Genomic DNA, 17,175 nt, shown 5'->3' with positions numbered 1-17,175 from the left:
ATGGTGGTTCAGGATCTGGTGTTAAGCAGTGGCAGGCGTCCAAGGGTTGCTCTGGTACTGGGATCCGGGGGTGCCAGAGGTTATGCCCATATTGGTGTAATTGAAGAGCTGGAAGCCAGAGGTTATGAAATAGTCGGGATTTCCGGTTGCTCCATGGGCGCCTTGATTGGTGGTTTGCATGCAGCCGGCAAACTGCAGGAATACCGCGACTGGGTTACAGGTCTGGATTACATGGATCTGTTCCGACTGGTGGACATCACCTGGAGTCCGATGGGTGCCATCAAGGGTGAAAAAGTCATGGAGGTAATTGGTAGAATGCTGGAAGGCCGCACCATTGAATCTCTGCCCATTCCATTCACTTCCGTTGCCACTGATCTGATCAATCAGAAGGAAGTGTGGTTTCAGGAAGGGTCACTGGAGCAGGCCATCCGTGCCTCTATTGCGGTGCCCGGTGTGATAACTCCAGTACATCACCACGGTAGAACGCTGGTGGATGGTGGTTTGCTGAATCCTTTACCGATCACACCAGCTGTTGCTTGGCATGCGGATATGATTCTGGCTGTGAACGTGACAGCGCAGAACATCAACGCAACACTGGATGAATTGATGCCTAACTGGGGTAAGACGGGCAAAAAAAATGCCGAACCTTCCGCCATGGGAGAATGGATGCAAAGGGTTCGAGGCCGTGCCAGCTTGTTAATGGATCGCTTGAACTTCTGGGAAGCCGAAGATAATGAACCCAGCAAAGAGGGACAGGGTTCGGATACTCACTGGGGTAAACTGGATGTGATCCTGCAATCCTTTGAGGTCACTCAGTCCGCCCTGACTCAATACAAAATTGCTGGTTATCCACCGGATCTACTGATCGAAATACCTCGTACAGCCTGTGGAGGTTATGAGTTTCATAAAGCAAAACAACTGGTTGAGCTGGGAAAAAATATGGCTGCAACCAAATTGAATGAGTGGGAAGAAACCCATCCAAGACTATCGGGTGATCTGGACTGACATCTACATAAATCATTGCAAAACACCTTTCAGCGCAGGGCAGTTTAAAGAGATTGATTTTGTTGAACGGGTACAAGCCATTCTGGCAGAAACCGGAGCACCACCTGAGTGCCTGAAGCTGGAGCTGACAGAAAGCACTGTATTTGACCAGGTGGAAGAAACCATCGAAAAAATGAAACAGATCAAAGCACTTGGGCTGACTTTTTCGATGGATGATTTCGGAACCGGTTATTCTTCGTTACAATACTTCAAGCGCCTGCCTCTGGATCAGATCAAGATAGATCAGTCTTTTGTGCGGGATATCCATCGGGATGCGGAAGATGCGGCTATCGTCAAAACCATCATTGCAATGGGCAAGGCACTCAAGCTACAGGTTATTGCAGAAGGTGTGGAGACGGTGGAGCAGCAAAACTTCCTGACAGATAATGGTTGTGAGGCATTTCAGGGTTATTTGTTCTGCAGACCCAAAGCAGCAGCAGAGTTGACTGAGCAGTTGCTGAGTGCCACAACAACCTGAGTTTGATCTCTCCTGATTCAGATCAGCTTCGGAAAAACTCCATGTCTCTTGTATCTACAGAGACCCGGCTGGATGCTTATGGCACCTGGCTGGGTTTTAAGCGTTTGTTACCCCTCTCCATGTTTGTGGTGGCTTTTGGACTGGCTTTTGGTCTGGCTGCTGTACAGGCCGGTTTGAGTAAATATGAAGCCCTGTTGATGAGTGGGCTGGTATTTGCCGGAGCGTCGCAGTTTGCCGCACTGGAACTCTGGAAGCAGGAGATCCCCTTATTCACCATCCTGCTGACCACCTTTGCCATTAATGCTCGTCATCTGTTGATGGGTGCATCCCTTTACCCCTGGTTAAAAGAAGTGCCCAGTGCAAAACGCTACGGCATCCTTACTGTGATCAGTGATGCCAACTGGGCTATGGCTGCTCAAGATTATCAACAGGGTGAGCGCAATCTGGGAATTCTTTTTGGTGGCGGATTGGCCTTGTGGTTGACCTGGATGTTAGGCACCTGGTTGGGTTTGGTACTGACTCAGGGTATTCCTGATCCTCAGGTGCTGGGACTGGATATGGTACTTGGTTGCTTTTTGTTGACCATGGCGGTGGGTGGTAAAAAGAACCCTCGAATGCTGGTGATCTGGAGTGTGGCCGGTTGTGTTTCACTGCTGGCACTCTGGTGGTTGCCTGCCAACGGTCATGTGATTGCTGGTGCGCTGGCGGGTGGTTTGGTGGGTGCTGTGTGGCTGGAGAAACAGACATGATGTTAGAAAATACAGGTCACACCACTTTATTGATTATCACCGCAATGGCACTGGTGACACTGGTCACCCGTTATGGTGGCGTATTTCTGATGGGTTTTATACCCATCAACCGGCGGGTGGAAGGCTTTATCAATGGTATGTCCGGTTCGGTTTTGATTGCCTTGATTCTGCCGATGGCTGTAGAAGGTGATACTGCAGCAAGGCTGGCATTACTGACCACCCTGCTGGTGATGCTGTGGCTGAAAAAACCGCTACCAGCCATAACGGCAGGATTGTTGATGACAGCGGGATGGCGTTATTTCATATAAGCATTTTATATGTAGAGCGCCAGCAGGTAATAAAGATATTGCTTCGTTACTAGATGTTCAGGGGAGCTGCTGTTTACGCTTTTCCTCTGCCTTGCGCATCAGGTACCAAGCAATAAAGGCTGCCAGTGATACCGTTAAAATGATCAGCGTGGCAAGGGCGTTGATCTTGGGTGATACGCCCAGACGGACAGATGAAAAAACCACCATTGGCAGGGTGGTGGCTCCAGGGCCGGAGACAAAGCTGGCAATCACCAGGTCATCCAGCGACAGGGTAAAAGCCAGCAACCAGCCCGCTGCCAGTGCCGGTGCAATCATCGGCAGGGTAATCAGAAAAAAGGTCTTGAAAGGGGTGGCTCCCAGATCCAGCGCAGCTTCTTCAATCGACAGATCCACCTCACGCAGGCGTGAAGAGACCACTACCGCCACATAAGCACTACAAAAGGTGGTGTGGGCGATCCAGATGGTGGCAACCCCGCGATCCTGTGGCCAGCCGATGATTTGTGCCATATGTACAAACAGCAACAACAGGGACAAACCAGTGATCACTTCTGGCATCACTAGAGGTGCCGTGATCATACTGGACAGGGTGGTGCGTCCACGAAAGCGACTGAAGCGTGTCATCACAAAGGCAGCCAAGGTGCCAATACATACCGCCATGCTGGCTGAATAAAAAGCGATTTTAAGACTGGTCCAGATGGCATTCAGCAGTTGCTGATCCTTAAACAGCTCCACATACCAGTGCGCTGAAAAACCAGCCCAGACCGTGACCAGTCTGGAGGCGTTAAAGGAATAAAACACCAGAATAAACATGGGCAGGTAAAGAAATACCAGTCCCACGCCCAGCATGATGGTTGAAAAGCCGGGTTTGGGAAATTTAACCATTTTTCTCCAGCTCTTTTGCTTGGTAACGGTGAAAAAGGGTGATCGGAATAATCAGGATCAGCAGCATCACAATGGCCAGTGCAGAAGCTACTGGCCAGTCACGGTTATTAAAGAACTCTTCCCACAGCACCTTGCCGATCATCAGGGTATCCGGGCCACCCAGCAGTTCCGGAATCACAAACTCACCCACTGCCGGAATAAAAACCAGCATGGAGCCAGCAATGATTCCACCTTTTGAAAGCGGTAGTGTGACCGTCCAGAAAGTATTGATAGTGCGAGAACCCAAGTCTGAGGCAGCTTCCAGCAGGCTGCGATCCAGCTTCACCAGATTGGCGTAGAGCGGCAGAATCATAAAAGGCAGGTAGGCATAAACAATGCCGATGACCACGGCAATATTGGTATTCATGATCCGCAGAGGTGAATCGATAACTCCCAGCCACAATAAAAAATTATTCAACAAACCCTGCTGTCCCAGAATCCCCATCCAGGCATACACACGGATTAGAAACGAAGTCCAGGAGGGCAACATCACCAACATCAGCAACACCAGTTGGGTTGAGGGGGGTGCCTTGGCCATGGCATAAGCCATGGGATAACCAAGCAGCAGACAAACCAGGGTTGAGATTAGAGCGATTTTGATTGAGCCCCAGTAGGCGGCAATATAAAGGCTGTCACTGAGCAAAAACAGGTAGTTGCCCAGATTAAAAATCAGCGTCAGGGTATTGTCAGTGAAATCCAGTACCGGCTGATAGGGTGGAATAGCAATCACTGCAGCTGAAAAGCTGATTTTTAACACCAATGCAAAGGGCAGCAGAAAGAACAGCAGTAGCCAGATAAAAGGCATACTGAAGACCCAAAACCGGCCACTGGGCAGCCATTTTTTCAAGCTTGTTTTCATGCCTTAGCCTCCGGTGGTGTTGGATGGGTCAATCATTGCCAGAGTACAACAGGGCTATAGGCATCCCAGCTGATAAAAACAGGTTCATCCCAGGTGGGGTGTTCTCCACGGCGTTCACTGTTCACCAGTGTGGCTTGCACCACTTGGCCGGAGCTGAGTTTGATGTAATACACGGAATGACCACCCAGATAAGCAATGTCATGTACGGTGCCAGAAGACCAGTTATAAACCACATCCGGTTTTTCTCGGCTGATCAGGGTTTTTTCCGGTCTTAATGCCACCCAGCCTTTGCGGGCTTCAGCTTGAGTGGTAATACCGTGATCCAGAAAAATCGGTTGATCCAGTGAAGGTGAAACCAGTGTACAGCTGTCGGCTTCATCTTCGGTCACTTCGGCTTCAAACAGGTTCACTGAACCGATGAATTCTGCAATCATGCGGCTGTTGGGGCTTTCGTAGATATCTACAGGGGAGCCGACCTGGATAATCCAGCCATCGGCCATAATGGCAATGCGTTCAGCCATGGTCATGGCTTCTTCCTGATCGTGAGTCACCAGTACACAGGTCACACCCACCTTTTCAATAATATCAACCACTTCCAGCTGCATCTCAGTGCGCAGTTTTTTATCCAATGCCCCCATGGGTTCATCCAGCAGTAAAAGCTTTGGGCGTTTGGCCAGAGAACGTGCCAGAGCTACACGCTGACGTTGTCCACCGGAGAGTTGATGGGGTTTGCGCCGGGCAAACTTTTCCATCTTGACCAGTTTCAGCATTTCTGCCACACGCTGCTCAACTTCAGCTTTGGGCAGTTTGTCCTGCTTCAGGCCAAAAGCGATATTCTGCTCTACAGTCATGTGTGGGAAGAGTGCATAAGACTGAAACATCATGTTGATGGGGCGCTCATAAGGTGGCAGGTCAGTGATGTCCTTGCCATCCAGAAGGATGCGCCCCGCGCTGGGTTTTTCAAAACCGGCCAGCATACGCAGCAGAGTGGATTTACCGGAGCCTGAGCCACCGAGCAGGGCAAAAATTTCACCCTGACGGATACTCAGGCTGACCTGATCCACGGCGAGGGTTTCATCAAAGTACTTGGTGACTCCTTCGATTTGTAACAGCACTTCTGTCTGGCTGCCGCCAAACAGAATTTTTTTGTAGCTACCTGCTGCACCCGCCATGCTGAACCCTCTTGTTTAACAACCGGATGCTTTAACGACCGGACTTGACACGATTCCAGGTGCGAGTGATGACTCGCTGAGTCGCCAGGGGGCGTTCTTTGGCGATATAAAGTTTTTCCAGCACTTCATCAGTTGGGTAGATGGATGGGTCATTGAGGATTTCTTCATCTACCAGTGCGTCTGCAGCCTTGTTGGGGTTGGCATACATCACATAATTGGTGATGTCAGCAATCACTTGGGGCTGCAGCAGGTGATTGATCAGGCCGTGGGCATTGTCCTTGTTGGGTGCATCAGCAGGAATGGCCATCATGTCAAACCACAAGGCTGCACCTTCTTTAGGGATGGTGTAGATGATGGTATTGCCATTTTCTGCTTCCACAGCACGATCGGCGGCCTGGAAAACATCACCGGAATAACCGGCAGCCACACAGATTTCACCATTGGCAAGATCAGAAATATAACGGGAGGAGTGGAAATAGGTGATGTGGTTACGTACACCACTGATCACTGCGGCAGCCTTTTCCAGATCCTTGACATCATTGCTGTTGGGGTTCATACCCAGATAAGCCAGTGCTGCGGGCAGCATTTCATCACCGGAATCCAGCATGGAAAGACCACAACCACCAGCAGCCAGTTTGGCTGTGATTGTTGGATCAAACAGCAGTGCCCAGGAGTTGACCGGGGCATCTTCACCCAGAAGGCTCAGCACACGCTCTTCGTTGTAACCATAACCATTGGTGCCCCAGAGGTAAGGAATAGCATAGTCACTGCTGGCGCCCACTTCCTGCAATTGTTTCATCAGTGCTGGTTGCAGGTTTTTCATGTTGGGCAGTTTGCTGTGATCCAGCTTGGCAAAAGCACCGGCCTTGATCTGTTTGGTGATGTAGTGGTTGGAAGGCACCACCAGGTCGTAACCGGAGCGACCGGATAACAAAGCGGCTTCCAGCACTTCATTGCTGTCGAAAACATCATAAATCACACGGATGCCGGTGGCTGCGGTGAAGTTGGATAGGGTATCTTCAGCAATATAATCAGACCAGTTGTACACACGCACTTCGCGTGCCTGGGCGCTGGTAGCTCCCATCAGCAGCGCCGCCACGGAGGTGGCAATCAGGGAAAGTTTCACAGCTTGCTTCATGGTATTACCTCCTTCGGGGTTGAATGGCCTGCTGATAAAAAGCGGCGCATTGTCAGTTTTTTACGGTTTTTAAAATACATTTTAACCAAGAAATGGAAAATTGTTTTTAAACCGTTAAAAGCAGAAATTCACGCTCCCAGGAGCTGATAACCTGTTTAAAATTTTCGTTTTCTGTGCGTTTTACAGCAATATACCCGTCAATGAACTGGCTGCCCATGTAGTCCTTTAAAGTCTGGCATTGCTCCATGCGTTCCAACGCAGCTTCCAGCGCAAAAGGCAGCCGCAGGTTACGCCGTTCATAAGCTCGCCCCTGTACCGGTGCTGAGGGTTGCACTTTTTCTACCATGCCCAGATAACCACACAACAAACTGGCAGTAATGGCCAGATAAGAGTTGGCATCCGCTCCAGCCAGCCGGTTTTCTACCCGCCGGTTCTGAGCGTCGGACTCAGGAATACGCAGGCCACAAGTGCGGTTTTCCATACCCCATTCCACGTTAACAGGTGCAGAGGTATCTGGCAGAAAACGGCGGAAGGAATTCACGTTGGGTGCAAATAATGGCAGTACTTCGGGGATGTATTTCTGCAGGCCGCCCAGATGGTAGAGGAACAGATCACTCATGCTGCCGTCAGGGTTGGAGAAAATACTTTCACCTGTGCTGACATCCACCACACTCTGATGCAGGTGCATGGCACTGCCCGGTTCACGGGTGATGGGTTTAGCCATAAAAGTAGCCACCACATCATGTTTGAGGGCGGCTTCGCGCATGGTGCGTTTAAAAATCAGCACCTGATCAGCCAGCATCAAGGGATCACCATGACGGAAGTTGATTTCCATCTGGGCGGTGCCTTCTTCATGAATCAGGGTGTCGATATCCAGTCCCTGAATTTCACACCAGTCATACATGTCCTCAAACAGCGGATCAAACTCGTTGGCGGCATCTATGGAAAAGGACTGGCGGCCGGTTTCTTCTCGACCGGAACGGCCAATCGGTGGTTGCAGGGGAAAGTCCGGGTCGGCGACACGTTTGGTCAGATAAAACTCCATTTCTGGCGAAACAATGGGTTGCCAGCCTTTTTCTTCATACAGTTTCAGCACTCGCTTCAGCTGGTTACGCGCAGAAAGCTCCAGCGGTTTGCCATCCTTGTCATAACAGTCATGAATCACCTGTGCAGTGGGTTCCTGTGCCCAGGGAATCAGATACAGGGCATTGGGATCCGGGCGACAATGCATGTCGATGTCTGCCGGATCCAGCAGTGAATAATAAATATCATCTTCAACATAATCCCCGGTAACGGTTTGCAGCAGCAGGGATTCCGGCAGTCTCATGCCTTGCTCGGAGATGAACTTGGAGACCGGGCTGATTTTGCCACGGGCAATGCCGGTGATATCACTGATGACACATTCCACCTCAGTGATGCGGTGTTCATGCAACCAACTTTCTAAATCTTTCATACAAAACTCGATGTTGGGTTGTTTAAGTTCAGACGCTGTTGCATCCGTAGGCGACAAGCCTGACCAAAAGCAGCAAGAATGGCTTGATAGAAGGGAAAATCACCAACCCTTTCATCCGGGTGCCATTGCCATTCAGGATGCCATTGTACTGCCAGTGTAAAAGCCTGAGCAGCAGGCAGAGAAAAAGCCTCAATAAGCCCATCGGGTGCCAGAGCTTCAATACTGGCCTCATCAGCCAAGCGCTCAACACCCTGACCGTGCAGGGAGTTAACCGGAGCCGTGGCATGAGGCCAGATGTGACTGAGCAGGCCACCGGGTTGAATGCTGATCTCGTGGGACAGCTTGCCGTACTGTTCCAGTATTGGATCATCGGGGTTTTCACGATGATTCAGAAATCCGGGTAATTTGTGTACTTGCTGATGCAGGCTGCCACCCAGAGCCACATTCATTTCCTGATACCCTCGGCAGATACCCAGCAGCGGTACACCAGCTTTTATGGCAGCACGAATTAATGGTAGATTGGTGGCATCTCGCTTGAGATCCTTGGGGCTATCCGGGTCAACCAGCTCAGCACCATAGTGGTGAGGTTCAATATTGGAGGGTGAACCGGTCAGCAGAATGCCATCCAGCTGACTCAGCAACTGATCCATGGGTAGTTCATCACCCAGTGGTGGAATGATCCAGGGTAGTCCACCGGCACCCTGGCTGGCAGCTCGGACATATTTCTCTCCCACCACAAAAAACGGGTGGCGATTGAGTGGCTGGCTGCAGGCATTGATGCCAATAACGGGAAGCCGTTCGGAGGAGACTGGCATGGATGATCAGACCTCACATTTAAAGTTGCTTTGTAGCGCTATGAACTGACAATAGCAAGCCCTGACATAATCTGGAAAGCAATTTTTTTGTTTGCTTTTTTATGGTGCGAGAGGCTGGTTAAAGCCCTGTTTTGCGGCATGTTTCCTTTTACGTTGACAGCCCGGTCAAGATGGAATTTACTGCAACCTAAGGCCTTGTAAAAGGCGTTTGTGAAAGGTGTTTTATGCCAACCCAGCTGGAACAAGCACTGGCCTTCCTGAATAGGCATCCGGAAGTTCAGTATGTGGATCTGCTGATTTCGGACATGAACGGCATTGTGCGTGGTAAACGCATTGATCCTGTTGCATTAAGCAAGGTGTACGAAAAAGGTATTGCTCTGCCTGCCTCCATTTTTGCCCTGAATATTCAGGGCACCACGGTGGAAGAAACCGGATTGGGTCTGGAAATCGGTGAGGCAGATCGTATCTGTATGCCGGTGACGGATACCCTCAGCATGGAGCCTTGGCAAAAGCGCCCAACCGCGCAGCTGTTGATGACCATGTTTGAGCTGGATCGGGAAACTCCGTTTTTTGCTGACCCGCGCGTGGTATTACAACGTGTGTTGGAGCGCTTCTCCGACCTTGGGCTGCAGCCGGTTACCGCTTTTGAGCTGGAGTTTTACCTGATTGATCAGGAAAACATCTCCGGTCGTCCCCAGCCACCCAAATCACCCATTTCGGGCAAGCGACCCGCCAGTGTGCAGGTTTATTCGATTGATGATCTGGATGAATATGCCGACTTTCTTGCTGATGTACTGGACTCCGCCCATGAGCAGAATATACCGGCAGATGCCCTGGTGGCTGAATCCGCTCCCGGTCAGTTTGAAGTCAATCTGCATCATGTGGATGATCCGATGAAATCCTGTGATCACGCAATCCTGCTGAAACGGGTGATCAAAAGTGTGGCTTATGACCACGAAATGGATACCACCTTCATGGCCAAACCCTACGCCGGTCAGTCGGGGAGTGGTATGCATCTGCACATCAGCCTGCTGGATAACAACGGCCAGAATATTTTTGCCGGTGACCCCGAGCAGCCTAATGATCAGCTGCGCTGGGCCATTGGTGGACTGATGGAAATAATGAATTCCAGCATGGCGTTGCTCTGCCCGAACATCAATTCGTATCGTCGTTTCAGCCCAGAGTTTTATGTGCCCAGTGCTGCGACCTGGGGCGTGGATAACCGCACCACCGCCCTGCGTATTCCCGGTGGTGATCCGGAAGCCCTGCGTATAGAGCATCGGGTAGCAGGAGCGGATGCCAATCCTTATCTGCTGATGGCTGCCATTCTGGCTGGTGTGCACTATGGCATCACCAATCAAATTGAGCCGCCACCGATGATAGAGGGCAATGCCCATGAACAGCAGGAGCCCAATCTGGTCAACAACCTGCGGGATGCATTACGCAGTCTGGAAGAATCTCCGGTGTTAAAAGACTACCTGGGTGAGGATTTCCTGAAGATATTTGTGGCCTGCAAAGAACATGAAATTAACGAATTTGAACACACCATTTCCGATCTGGAGTACCTCTGGTATTTGCACACGGTATGAGTGAACACACGGCTTCCTGGTACGCTGCAACAGCAACCGATCAACAGCAGTGGCCACCGCTGCAAGAGTCTCTGGACACTCAGATTTGTGTGCTGGGTGGTGGTTTTACCGGTGTTAATACCGCACTGGAACTGGCCGAACGGGGTTTTAAAGTGGTGCTGCTGGAGGCTCATCGCATTGGCTGGGGTGCTTCCGGCCGTAATGGTGGTGAGCTGATCCGGGGTATTGGTCACGGTCTGGAGCAGTTCTCCCGGCAAATCGGTCAGGAAGGCATCCGGCGCTTTAAACAGATGGGTTTTGAGGCAGTGGATATCGTTAAAGAGCGTATCCAGCGTTTTGATATTGCCTGTGATTACCGACCCGGTTATGCCGATCTAGCCACCCGCCCATCTCACATGCGGGCACTGGAAGAAGATTTACAAGACCTGCAAGCCATGAACTACCCCCACCCATTAAAACTGCTGGATGCTGCCGAATTAAAAAATCAGGTGGTGAATTCGGAATTTTATGTCGGTGGTCTGGTGGACGAGGGCAGTGGTCATCTGCACCCGTTAAATCTGGTATTAGGGGAAGCCAAGGCAGCCGCTGATCTGGGTGTGCAGATTTATGAACAATCAGCCGTGGTAAAAATTCACAAGGGTGAGCGCCCCAGTGTGGAAACCGCTTTGGGTTCGGTGGTCTGTGATCGACTGGTGATTGCTGCCAATGGTTATCTGAACCCGGATCTGGAACCCTGGTTGGGTGGCAAACTCTTACCTGCTGGCAGTTATATTCTGGTGACAGAACCTCTGGACTCTACTCAGGTACAGGCTTTGATGTCGGGTGGTCACGCCGTGGCCGATTTACGCGTGGAGCTGGATTATTACCGTTTTACGCCTGATAACCGCCTGCTGTTTGGTGGTTTGTGTACCTATTCCGGCAAGGATTTAAACAATCCATCTCAACAGCTGTTGCCGCATTTGCACCAGGTATTTCCCCAGTTGGGTGATGTTAAAGTGGCTTACCAGTGGGGTGGGATGCTGGGCATTGGTGCCAACCGTTTACCGCAGGTGGGTTGTTTACCGGATTGCCCATCGATTTATTTTGCGCAGGCTTATGCCGGGCATGGCTTGAATGCCTCCCACATGACGGCACGGGTACTGGCAGAAGCGTTTAGTGGTGATACAGCACGGTATGACTTGTTTGCCTCGGTGCAACACATGACTTTTCCTGGTGGCAAGTGGTTGCGCAGCCCGCTGCTGGCAGCGGGTATGGCTTGGTACCGATTAAAAGAAAACTTAAAAAACTGATTCTTCTGCCGCAATGTCCTGGCTCCAGACACTCGACCGGTTACGACCCTGATGTTTGGAGTGGTACAGTGCCTGATCGGCTCGTTCCAGCCACTGGTAAGCTGTGTCCAGATCATCACTGAAGTCACAGATACCCAGGCTGACAGTGACTCGCAGCTCCAGACTTTCGTGGGTAACAGTCATATCCTGAATACTGCGTCGCAGGCGTTCAGCCACTTCAAAAGCACCATGAATATCGGTGTCCGGCAGTAATAATACAAACTCTTCACCACCATAACGACCGGCAAAATCGGTGTCTCTTGCGGTTGATTTCAGGCAAGCCGCCACCTTGCGGATCACTTCATCACCGGCCTGGTGGCCGTGAGTATCATTGACGGGTTTGAAGTGGTCTATGTCAAAAATGATCAGGCTGGAGTGACTGCAGGCCTGATTGCTGGAGCGTTTGCTGCGCCGGAACTCCTGGTGCAAGCATTCTTCCCAGTAACCTCGGTTGTGTAATCCGGTCAGTCGATCGGTGCGACTAAGTTTTCCCAACTGTTCGTTGGCTTTTTCCAGCTGCAGTTTACTGGTGGCACTTTCGGTCACATCATATACCAGCAGGCAAACCTGTTCGACCCGGCGGCTGGGACCAAGAATCGGCATAAAAGTGATGTTCTGGAACATCAGCTCAGAGCAGCCGGTTAGTGGGCGATAACTTTTAAAACGAAACAGGTGGGGGCGTTGATCCCAGGTGGAATAAGCCGGGCTGCCCAGCTTGAAGACTGACTCGACCTTACGTTCGATCCACTGGCGCGGCAGGTCAGGAAAAACACTGAACAGCTCTTTACCGGTAAGGTTTTTGCTCTGAATGCCACTGTGGTTTTCCATAAAACCATTCCACAGCTGGATGCAATAATCTCGCTCCAAAATCACCAGCCCGACGTCTATCGTCTGCAACATCTGGATCATCCAGTAAAAATCAGCCAGTTCCTGTTGTTTTTCAATGATGGTCATTGCAGGTATCCGGTGCGTTCAGTCAGGGCGGGCAGGGAATCTTCAGTAAAGACCAACAGCAGGTCACACTCAATGCCTTTTTCCGGTAATTGATAATCCAGATCAATAGCCAGAACCTTTTGCTGCTGGCTAGAACCCAGCAGCTGTTGCCGTTCTTTGTTTCTGCCCAGCAGGATGGGATGCCCCAGACTGAACTGGATATCCAATTGTTCAGAAACACCTTTGAGGCAGGCACCTGCCAGCAGACCAGCCAGATCGGTGAGCACTTCCAGCTCACTGTTGCTGTCATTCAGCTGGGTTTCAGTCAGCAGTCGAGCTAGAGCGGGCAGGCTGTTGGTATCAATCATCACCAGTGCTTCACCGGCAATACCGGAACCGCTGAAACCCTGGGAAACAGCTGAATAAGCTGCTTCAGGTCGAGTAGTGATCAGGTTAGCCAGTTGGGAGTAAGGCCGCAGATAAACACGCGGAACCGGTAAATGGATGAAAGTACCCAGTAATTCACCCAGCTGTTTGCCTGCTTGCCCCATGGCCACATTGACTATTTCCTGTATTAAATCCGGTAACTCCGTGTGCAGGTCATCAAAACGAGCCAGCTCTGCTTCATTCTGTGGCTGAGTGGCACTGATAATACCAAAACGCAGCAGGATCTCTGTGAGCAGCTCAACATCTAGGGGCTTGCGTATGAACTCCAAGGCACCCAGCGCCATGACTCTTTCGCGAGCTTCTGCCTGGATATCTCCCGAAATCACCAGCACCAGCGTGGGCAGGTCTTCCTTGCGGATAGCTTCCAGCGTTTGATAACCATCCATCACCGGCATGTTCAGATCCAGAAACAGCAGGTCACCCTTGCCAGCACGGATGGCTTGCAGTGCTTCCAGGCCATTGGCAGCAAAGGTGACGTTGATGTCCCAGCCGCCAGGCAGTGATCGAGCCAGTTGTTTGCGTGCCAGGGTGGAGTCATCGCAGATAACAACCGGGAGGGTCATTGCATCAAGTCCTTCGTTCTGTTTGTTTTTTGATAGCGAGTTAATGATTCCATTAAAAAAGTACTTTATACAAGAAGTTGCCCGGTGTCACCGGGCATAAATCAGCAAAAGTGATTTTTGTGAACTCTGTCCCTTTTTCAATCCAGCTGTATCCAGGTGGCTTTAATTTCCGTGTACTTGTCAAAGGCATGCAGTGACTTGTCACGCCCGTTGCCGGATTGTTTAAAGCCACCAAAGGGTGCGGTCATGTCACCACCATCATAGTGGTTGATCCAGACACTGCCAGCACGCAGGGCTTTGGCAGTTTTGTGTGCCTTGTTGATGTCACGGGTCCAGACTGCTGCGGCCAGACCATAAATGCTGTCGTTGGCAATACACACGGCTTCTTCCGGTGTTTCAAAACTGATCACTGAAAGCACCGGACCAAAAATTTCTTCAGCAGCAATTGACATTTGATTGTTCACGTCACTGAAAATGGTGGGTTGTACATAATAACCACCACTGGTTTGATCCATTTGTTGACCACCCTCGACCAGTTGTGCACCTTCTTCCTGCCCTTTTTGGATGTAACCCAGCACGCGCTGCAGCTGTTGTTGATCCACTATGGCGCCGCAGGTGGTTTCTGGATCCAACGGATGCCCCGGTTGCCAGGCTTTTAATGCAGTAATGACTCGTGCCACAAACTCATCACGAATACTGGCTTCCACCAGCAGGCGTGTACCGGCAGTGCATACCTCGCCTTGATTAAAAGCAATCGCCTGAGCGGCAGCTTCAGCAGCGGCATCCAGATCCGGTGCGTCGGCAAAAACGATGTTGGGGCTTTTACCACCGGCCTCCAGCCAGACACGTTTCATGTTGGATTCACCGGCATAAATCATCAGCTGTTTGGCAACCCCGGTGGAGCCGGTGAAGACCAGGGTGTCCACATCCATATGCAGTGCCAGTGCTTTTCCAACGGTGTGACCATAACCGGGTAACACATTAAATACCCCGTTCGGGATTCCGGCCTGTTTTGCCAGCTCTGCCACCCGAATCGCAGTCAGCGGTGATTTTTCTGAGGGTTTCAGGATGACCGAGTTGCCCATAGCCAGTGCCGGAGCAAACTTCCAGCTGGCCATCAATAAAGGGAAGTTCCACGGCACTATCGCGGCGACCACGCCGATGGGTTCACGAGTGACCATGCCAATTTCGTTGGCTGGGGTGGGAGCCAGTTCGTCGTACACCTTGTCGATGGCTTCTGCTGTCCATTGCAGGGTGCGAATGGTGGCGCCAACATCCACACTGCGGGAAAAACGTATGGGTTTACCCATATCGAGGGTTTCCAGCAGCGCTAGTTCATCACGGTGAGCAGCTACCAGCTCGGCAAATTTCAGCAGGATTTGTTTACGTTTGGCAGGTGGCAGATTTCGCCAGCTACCGGATTCAAAGGCGGCACGGGCGGCTTTTACAGCGCGATCTGCATCTGCAGCATCACAGCTGGCGACTTGCGTGAGAATGCGACCATCAATTGGGCTTTCGCAGTCAAAGGTCGCACCACTCAGGGCATTAACATATTCACCGTTGATAAATGCCTGATTACGAATTTCAAGGCAGGCGGCCTGGTTTTGCCATTCTTCACGACTGGTGGGTTTGCTCATTTTGACCTCTCTGGATTGTTCTTTTGCTTTGCTGATCTGAGCCAGTGGAATAGACTGGATTAAATGTCTTTCACTGGCTGAGGTAACTTGTATGACTGCACTTGCTCCGGTTGATTCCTGGTATGCGGCTTCTGCCAATCCTACTCCATCCCGTGCGGTTTTGTCAGATGCCATCACCACTCAGGTCTGTGTGATTGGTGCTGGTTACACCGGCCTGTCCACCGCCTTGTTTCTGGCAGAAGCCGGATTTAAGGTGGTGGTGCTGGAGGCTGCTACGGTGGGCTGGGGTGCATCCGGTCGTAATGGTGGGCAGATCGTTAACAGTTACAGTCGGGATCTGGATGTGGTGGCTCGTCAGACCAGTGCCGATGCCGCAAAACTGCTGGGGCAGATGGCTTTTGAAGGTGGGCGCATCATTCGTGATCGAGTGAAGCAATATGGCATCCAGTGTGACCTGCAGGATGGAGGGATTTATGCTGCCATCACCCCGCGCCAGATCAAAGAATTACAACACCAGAAGCAGCTCTGGGAAAGCCACGGTTATGATCAACTGGAACTGCTGGATAAAAAAGCCATTCAGCAGCAGGTAAATACCGAGCGTTATGTCGGTGGTACGCTGGATCATGGTGGTGGACATATTCATCCGTTAAATCTGGCGCTGGGCGAAGCTCAGGCATTTGAGTCTCTGGGTGGTGTGATCTACGAACATTCCGCTGTGCTGGATATTCAGCAAGGGCAGCCGGCGGTGGTTAAAACTGCTGGTGGCTCGGTCACTGCAGACTGGGTGGTGGTGGCCGGTAATGCTTATCTGGGACAGCTGTTGCCACAACTGGCGGCCAAATCCATGCCCTGTGGCACTCAGGTGCTGGCGACTGAACCTCTGGGTGAGGAACGGGCAAAAAGCCTGCTGCCGAACAATCTGTGTGTGGAAGATTGTAATTACCTGCTGGATTATTACCGCCTGAGTGCTGACCATCGGCTGATTTATGGGGGTGGTGTGGTTTATGGTGCGCGAGATCCGGCGGATATCGAACGGCTGATTCGCCCGAAGATGTTAAAAACCTTTCCGCAACTGGCGAACGTGAAGGTGGATTACACCTGGACAGGCAACTTTTTAATGACCTTGTCGCGTTTACCGCAGATAGGCCGTATTGGTGAAAACATTCTCTATTCACAGGGTTGTTCAGGTCATGGTGTGACCTTTACCCATGTTGCCGGAAAATCCCTGGCGCTGGCCATTCAGGGGCAGAATGAGCGTTTTGATGCCTTTGCCAGCTTACCGCATTACCCCTTCCCCGGCGGTCGCCTGTTCCGTGTGCCTTTTACCGCCCTGGGTGCCTGGTATTACGACCTGCGGGACAAGTTGGGGGTGTGATTGCAAAAACTGTCTTTATATAAAAGACAATGGTTCAGACAGTTTCATGATGCAATAGCACCGTAACAGCAGCGCTGTTTTTATCTTGTTGCCAACGCGCTTCATGCGCCCCCGAGCTTTCTGTTCGCCCTGATACAGCCAACGGAGACTGGCATCGTGGCGTAACTTACCAATCTGATGCAACCCCAATTCAGCGACTCCGTTGATATATTTGGTTTTACTGTAATAGCCATCTGCCACGAGGTAACGAACTTCCGGTGACAGTGAATGACGATCTTTCCGCAGGTGACTGAGGTAATCATCAACCCGCGTTACCTCACTTCCAGGGGAATCAATCGTTTGCTGTGTGGACAGGTGATAAGCCGT

At 51.2% G+C, this 17,175-nt stretch carries 16 protein-coding genes and 1 pseudogene; 7 read left to right on the top strand and 10 right to left on the bottom strand.

Going from position 1 to position 17,175, the window contains the following annotated elements; translation table 11 throughout:
- The 4 genes from IBX50_RS06155 to IBX50_RS06140 are packed head-to-tail and all read left to right on the top strand — an operon-like array spanning position 1 to position 2,579.
- A complete protein-coding gene (locus IBX50_RS06155; RefSeq protein ID WP_292254262.1) occupies positions 1 to 1,005 on the top strand; it encodes a patatin-like phospholipase family protein in 1,005 nt (334 codons plus the stop codon).
- Entirely contained in the window at positions 992 to 1,522 is a 531-nt protein-coding gene (locus IBX50_RS06150; RefSeq protein ID WP_292254260.1) for an EAL domain-containing protein, read from the top strand. Before IBX50_RS06155 ends, IBX50_RS06150 begins: the two co-directional genes overlap by 14 nt.
- Positions 1,523 to 1,563: 41 nt before the next feature.
- A complete protein-coding gene (locus IBX50_RS06145; protein ID WP_292254258.1) occupies positions 1,564 to 2,271 on the top strand; it encodes an AzlC family ABC transporter permease in 708 nt (235 codons plus the stop codon).
- On the top strand, positions 2,268 to 2,579 hold the full coding sequence (locus IBX50_RS06140; RefSeq protein ID WP_292254256.1) for an AzlD domain-containing protein: 312 nt from the start codon (positions 2,268 to 2,270) through the stop codon (positions 2,577 to 2,579). Before IBX50_RS06145 ends, IBX50_RS06140 begins: the two co-directional genes overlap by 4 nt.
- A 57-nt stretch (positions 2,580 to 2,636) precedes the next feature.
- Here IBX50_RS06140 and IBX50_RS06135 read toward each other — a convergent pair whose 3' ends face one another.
- The 6 genes from IBX50_RS06135 to IBX50_RS06110 form a co-directional block, all read right to left on the bottom strand.
- Positions 2,637 to 3,461, bottom strand: a complete 825-nt coding sequence (locus IBX50_RS06135; protein WP_292254254.1) for an ABC transporter permease subunit — start codon at positions 3,459 to 3,461, stop codon at positions 2,637 to 2,639.
- Positions 3,454 to 4,359 carry an ABC transporter permease subunit gene (locus IBX50_RS06130; protein ID WP_292254253.1) on the bottom strand — a complete coding sequence of 302 codons (906 nt, stop codon included), beginning with the start codon at positions 4,357 to 4,359 and terminating at the stop codon, positions 3,454 to 3,456. The genes IBX50_RS06135 and IBX50_RS06130 overlap by 8 nt, the downstream gene beginning before the upstream one ends.
- 32 nt (positions 4,360 to 4,391) lie before the next feature.
- Positions 4,392 to 5,531, bottom strand: coding sequence for a polyamine ABC transporter ATP-binding protein (gene potA / locus IBX50_RS06125; RefSeq protein ID WP_292254251.1), 1,140 nt, complete (start codon positions 5,529 to 5,531; stop codon positions 4,392 to 4,394).
- 31 nt (positions 5,532 to 5,562) lie between these two features.
- A complete protein-coding gene (locus IBX50_RS06120) occupies positions 5,563 to 6,669 on the bottom strand; it encodes a polyamine ABC transporter substrate-binding protein (RefSeq protein ID WP_292254250.1) in 1,107 nt (368 codons plus the stop codon).
- Positions 6,670 to 6,775: 106 nt separating this feature from the next.
- Complete coding sequence (locus IBX50_RS06115; protein ID WP_292254249.1) at positions 6,776 to 8,122, bottom strand: glutamine synthetase family protein; 1,347 nt, start codon at positions 8,120 to 8,122, stop codon at positions 6,776 to 6,778.
- Positions 8,119 to 8,937 (bottom strand): gamma-glutamyl-gamma-aminobutyrate hydrolase family protein, encoded by an 819-nt coding sequence (locus tag IBX50_RS06110; protein ID WP_292254247.1) that lies wholly within the window; start codon positions 8,935 to 8,937, stop codon positions 8,119 to 8,121. Before IBX50_RS06110 ends, IBX50_RS06115 begins: the two co-directional genes overlap by 4 nt.
- Before the next feature lie 224 nt (positions 8,938 to 9,161).
- Between IBX50_RS06110 and IBX50_RS06105 the strand changes: the two genes are divergently transcribed.
- Both IBX50_RS06105 and IBX50_RS06100 read left to right on the top strand, forming a co-directional pair.
- On the top strand, positions 9,162 to 10,526 hold the full coding sequence (locus tag IBX50_RS06105; RefSeq protein WP_292254246.1) for a glutamine synthetase family protein: 1,365 nt from the start codon (positions 9,162 to 9,164) through the stop codon (positions 10,524 to 10,526).
- Positions 10,523 to 11,815 carry an FAD-binding oxidoreductase gene (locus tag IBX50_RS06100; protein ID WP_292254245.1) on the top strand — a complete coding sequence of 431 codons (1,293 nt, stop codon included), beginning with the start codon at positions 10,523 to 10,525 and terminating at the stop codon, positions 11,813 to 11,815. The genes IBX50_RS06105 and IBX50_RS06100 overlap by 4 nt, the downstream gene beginning before the upstream one ends.
- On the opposite strand, the gene IBX50_RS06095 is transcribed toward IBX50_RS06100, so the two are convergent.
- The 3 genes from IBX50_RS06095 to IBX50_RS06085 form a co-directional block, all read right to left on the bottom strand.
- Positions 11,804 to 12,808 carry a GGDEF domain-containing protein gene (locus IBX50_RS06095; RefSeq protein ID WP_292254244.1) on the bottom strand — a complete coding sequence of 335 codons (1,005 nt, stop codon included), beginning with the start codon at positions 12,806 to 12,808 and terminating at the stop codon, positions 11,804 to 11,806. The genes IBX50_RS06100 and IBX50_RS06095 overlap by 12 nt on opposite strands.
- Positions 12,805 to 13,797, bottom strand: a complete 993-nt coding sequence (locus IBX50_RS06090) for a response regulator (RefSeq protein ID WP_292254243.1) — start codon at positions 13,795 to 13,797, stop codon at positions 12,805 to 12,807. The genes IBX50_RS06095 and IBX50_RS06090 overlap by 4 nt, the downstream gene beginning before the upstream one ends.
- Positions 13,798 to 13,934: 137 nt before the next feature.
- Positions 13,935 to 15,434, bottom strand: a complete 1,500-nt coding sequence (locus tag IBX50_RS06085; protein WP_292254241.1) for an aldehyde dehydrogenase — start codon at positions 15,432 to 15,434, stop codon at positions 13,935 to 13,937.
- A 91-nt stretch (positions 15,435 to 15,525) separates the two neighbouring features.
- Here IBX50_RS06085 and IBX50_RS06080 point away from each other — a divergent pair, with 91 nt between their 5' ends.
- Positions 15,526 to 16,809, top strand: a complete 1,284-nt coding sequence (locus IBX50_RS06080) for an FAD-binding oxidoreductase (RefSeq protein ID WP_292254240.1) — start codon at positions 15,526 to 15,528, stop codon at positions 16,807 to 16,809.
- Positions 16,810 to 16,824: 15 nt separating this feature from the next.
- On the opposite strand, the pseudogene IBX50_RS06075 reads toward IBX50_RS06080, so the two are convergent.
- Positions 16,825 to 17,175, bottom strand: a pseudogene (locus IBX50_RS06075) (hypothetical protein); the annotation flags it as partial.

It is taken from the genome of Marinospirillum sp., from assembly GCF_014859565.1.
Note: the sequence above shows the minus strand (reverse complement) of the source record. Positions and strands in the feature narration are given on the sequence as shown.

Coding starts and splice junctions, on each gene's coding strand:
- IBX50_RS06155 (WP_292254262.1), top strand. CDS start 1: ATGGTGGTTCAGGATCTGGTGTTAAGCAGTGGCAGGCGTCCAAGGGTT.
- IBX50_RS06145 (WP_292254258.1), top strand. CDS start 1,564: ATGTCTCTTGTATCTACAGAGACCCGGCTGGATGCTTATGGCACCTGG.
- IBX50_RS06140 (WP_292254256.1), top strand. CDS start 2,268: ATGATGTTAGAAAATACAGGTCACACCACTTTATTGATTATCACCGCA.
- IBX50_RS06135 (WP_292254254.1), bottom strand. CDS start 3,461: ATGGTTAAATTTCCCAAACCCGGCTTTTCAACCATCATGCTGGGCGTG.
- IBX50_RS06130 (WP_292254253.1), bottom strand. CDS start 4,359: ATGAAAACAAGCTTGAAAAAATGGCTGCCCAGTGGCCGGTTTTGGGTC.
- potA (WP_292254251.1), bottom strand. CDS start 5,531: ATGGCGGGTGCAGCAGGTAGCTACAAAAAAATTCTGTTTGGCGGCAGC.
- IBX50_RS06120 (WP_292254250.1), bottom strand. CDS start 6,669: ATGAAGCAAGCTGTGAAACTTTCCCTGATTGCCACCTCCGTGGCGGCG.
- IBX50_RS06115 (WP_292254249.1), bottom strand. CDS start 8,122: ATGAAAGATTTAGAAAGTTGGTTGCATGAACACCGCATCACTGAGGTG.
- IBX50_RS06110 (WP_292254247.1), bottom strand. CDS start 8,937: ATGCCAGTCTCCTCCGAACGGCTTCCCGTTATTGGCATCAATGCCTGC.
- IBX50_RS06105 (WP_292254246.1), top strand. CDS start 9,162: ATGCCAACCCAGCTGGAACAAGCACTGGCCTTCCTGAATAGGCATCCG.
- IBX50_RS06100 (WP_292254245.1), top strand. CDS start 10,523: ATGAGTGAACACACGGCTTCCTGGTACGCTGCAACAGCAACCGATCAA.
- IBX50_RS06095 (WP_292254244.1), bottom strand. CDS start 12,808: ATGACCATCATTGAAAAACAACAGGAACTGGCTGATTTTTACTGGATG.
- IBX50_RS06090 (WP_292254243.1), bottom strand. CDS start 13,797: ATGACCCTCCCGGTTGTTATCTGCGATGACTCCACCCTGGCACGCAAA.
- IBX50_RS06085 (WP_292254241.1), bottom strand. CDS start 15,434: ATGAGCAAACCCACCAGTCGTGAAGAATGGCAAAACCAGGCCGCCTGC.
- IBX50_RS06080 (WP_292254240.1), top strand. CDS start 15,526: ATGACTGCACTTGCTCCGGTTGATTCCTGGTATGCGGCTTCTGCCAAT.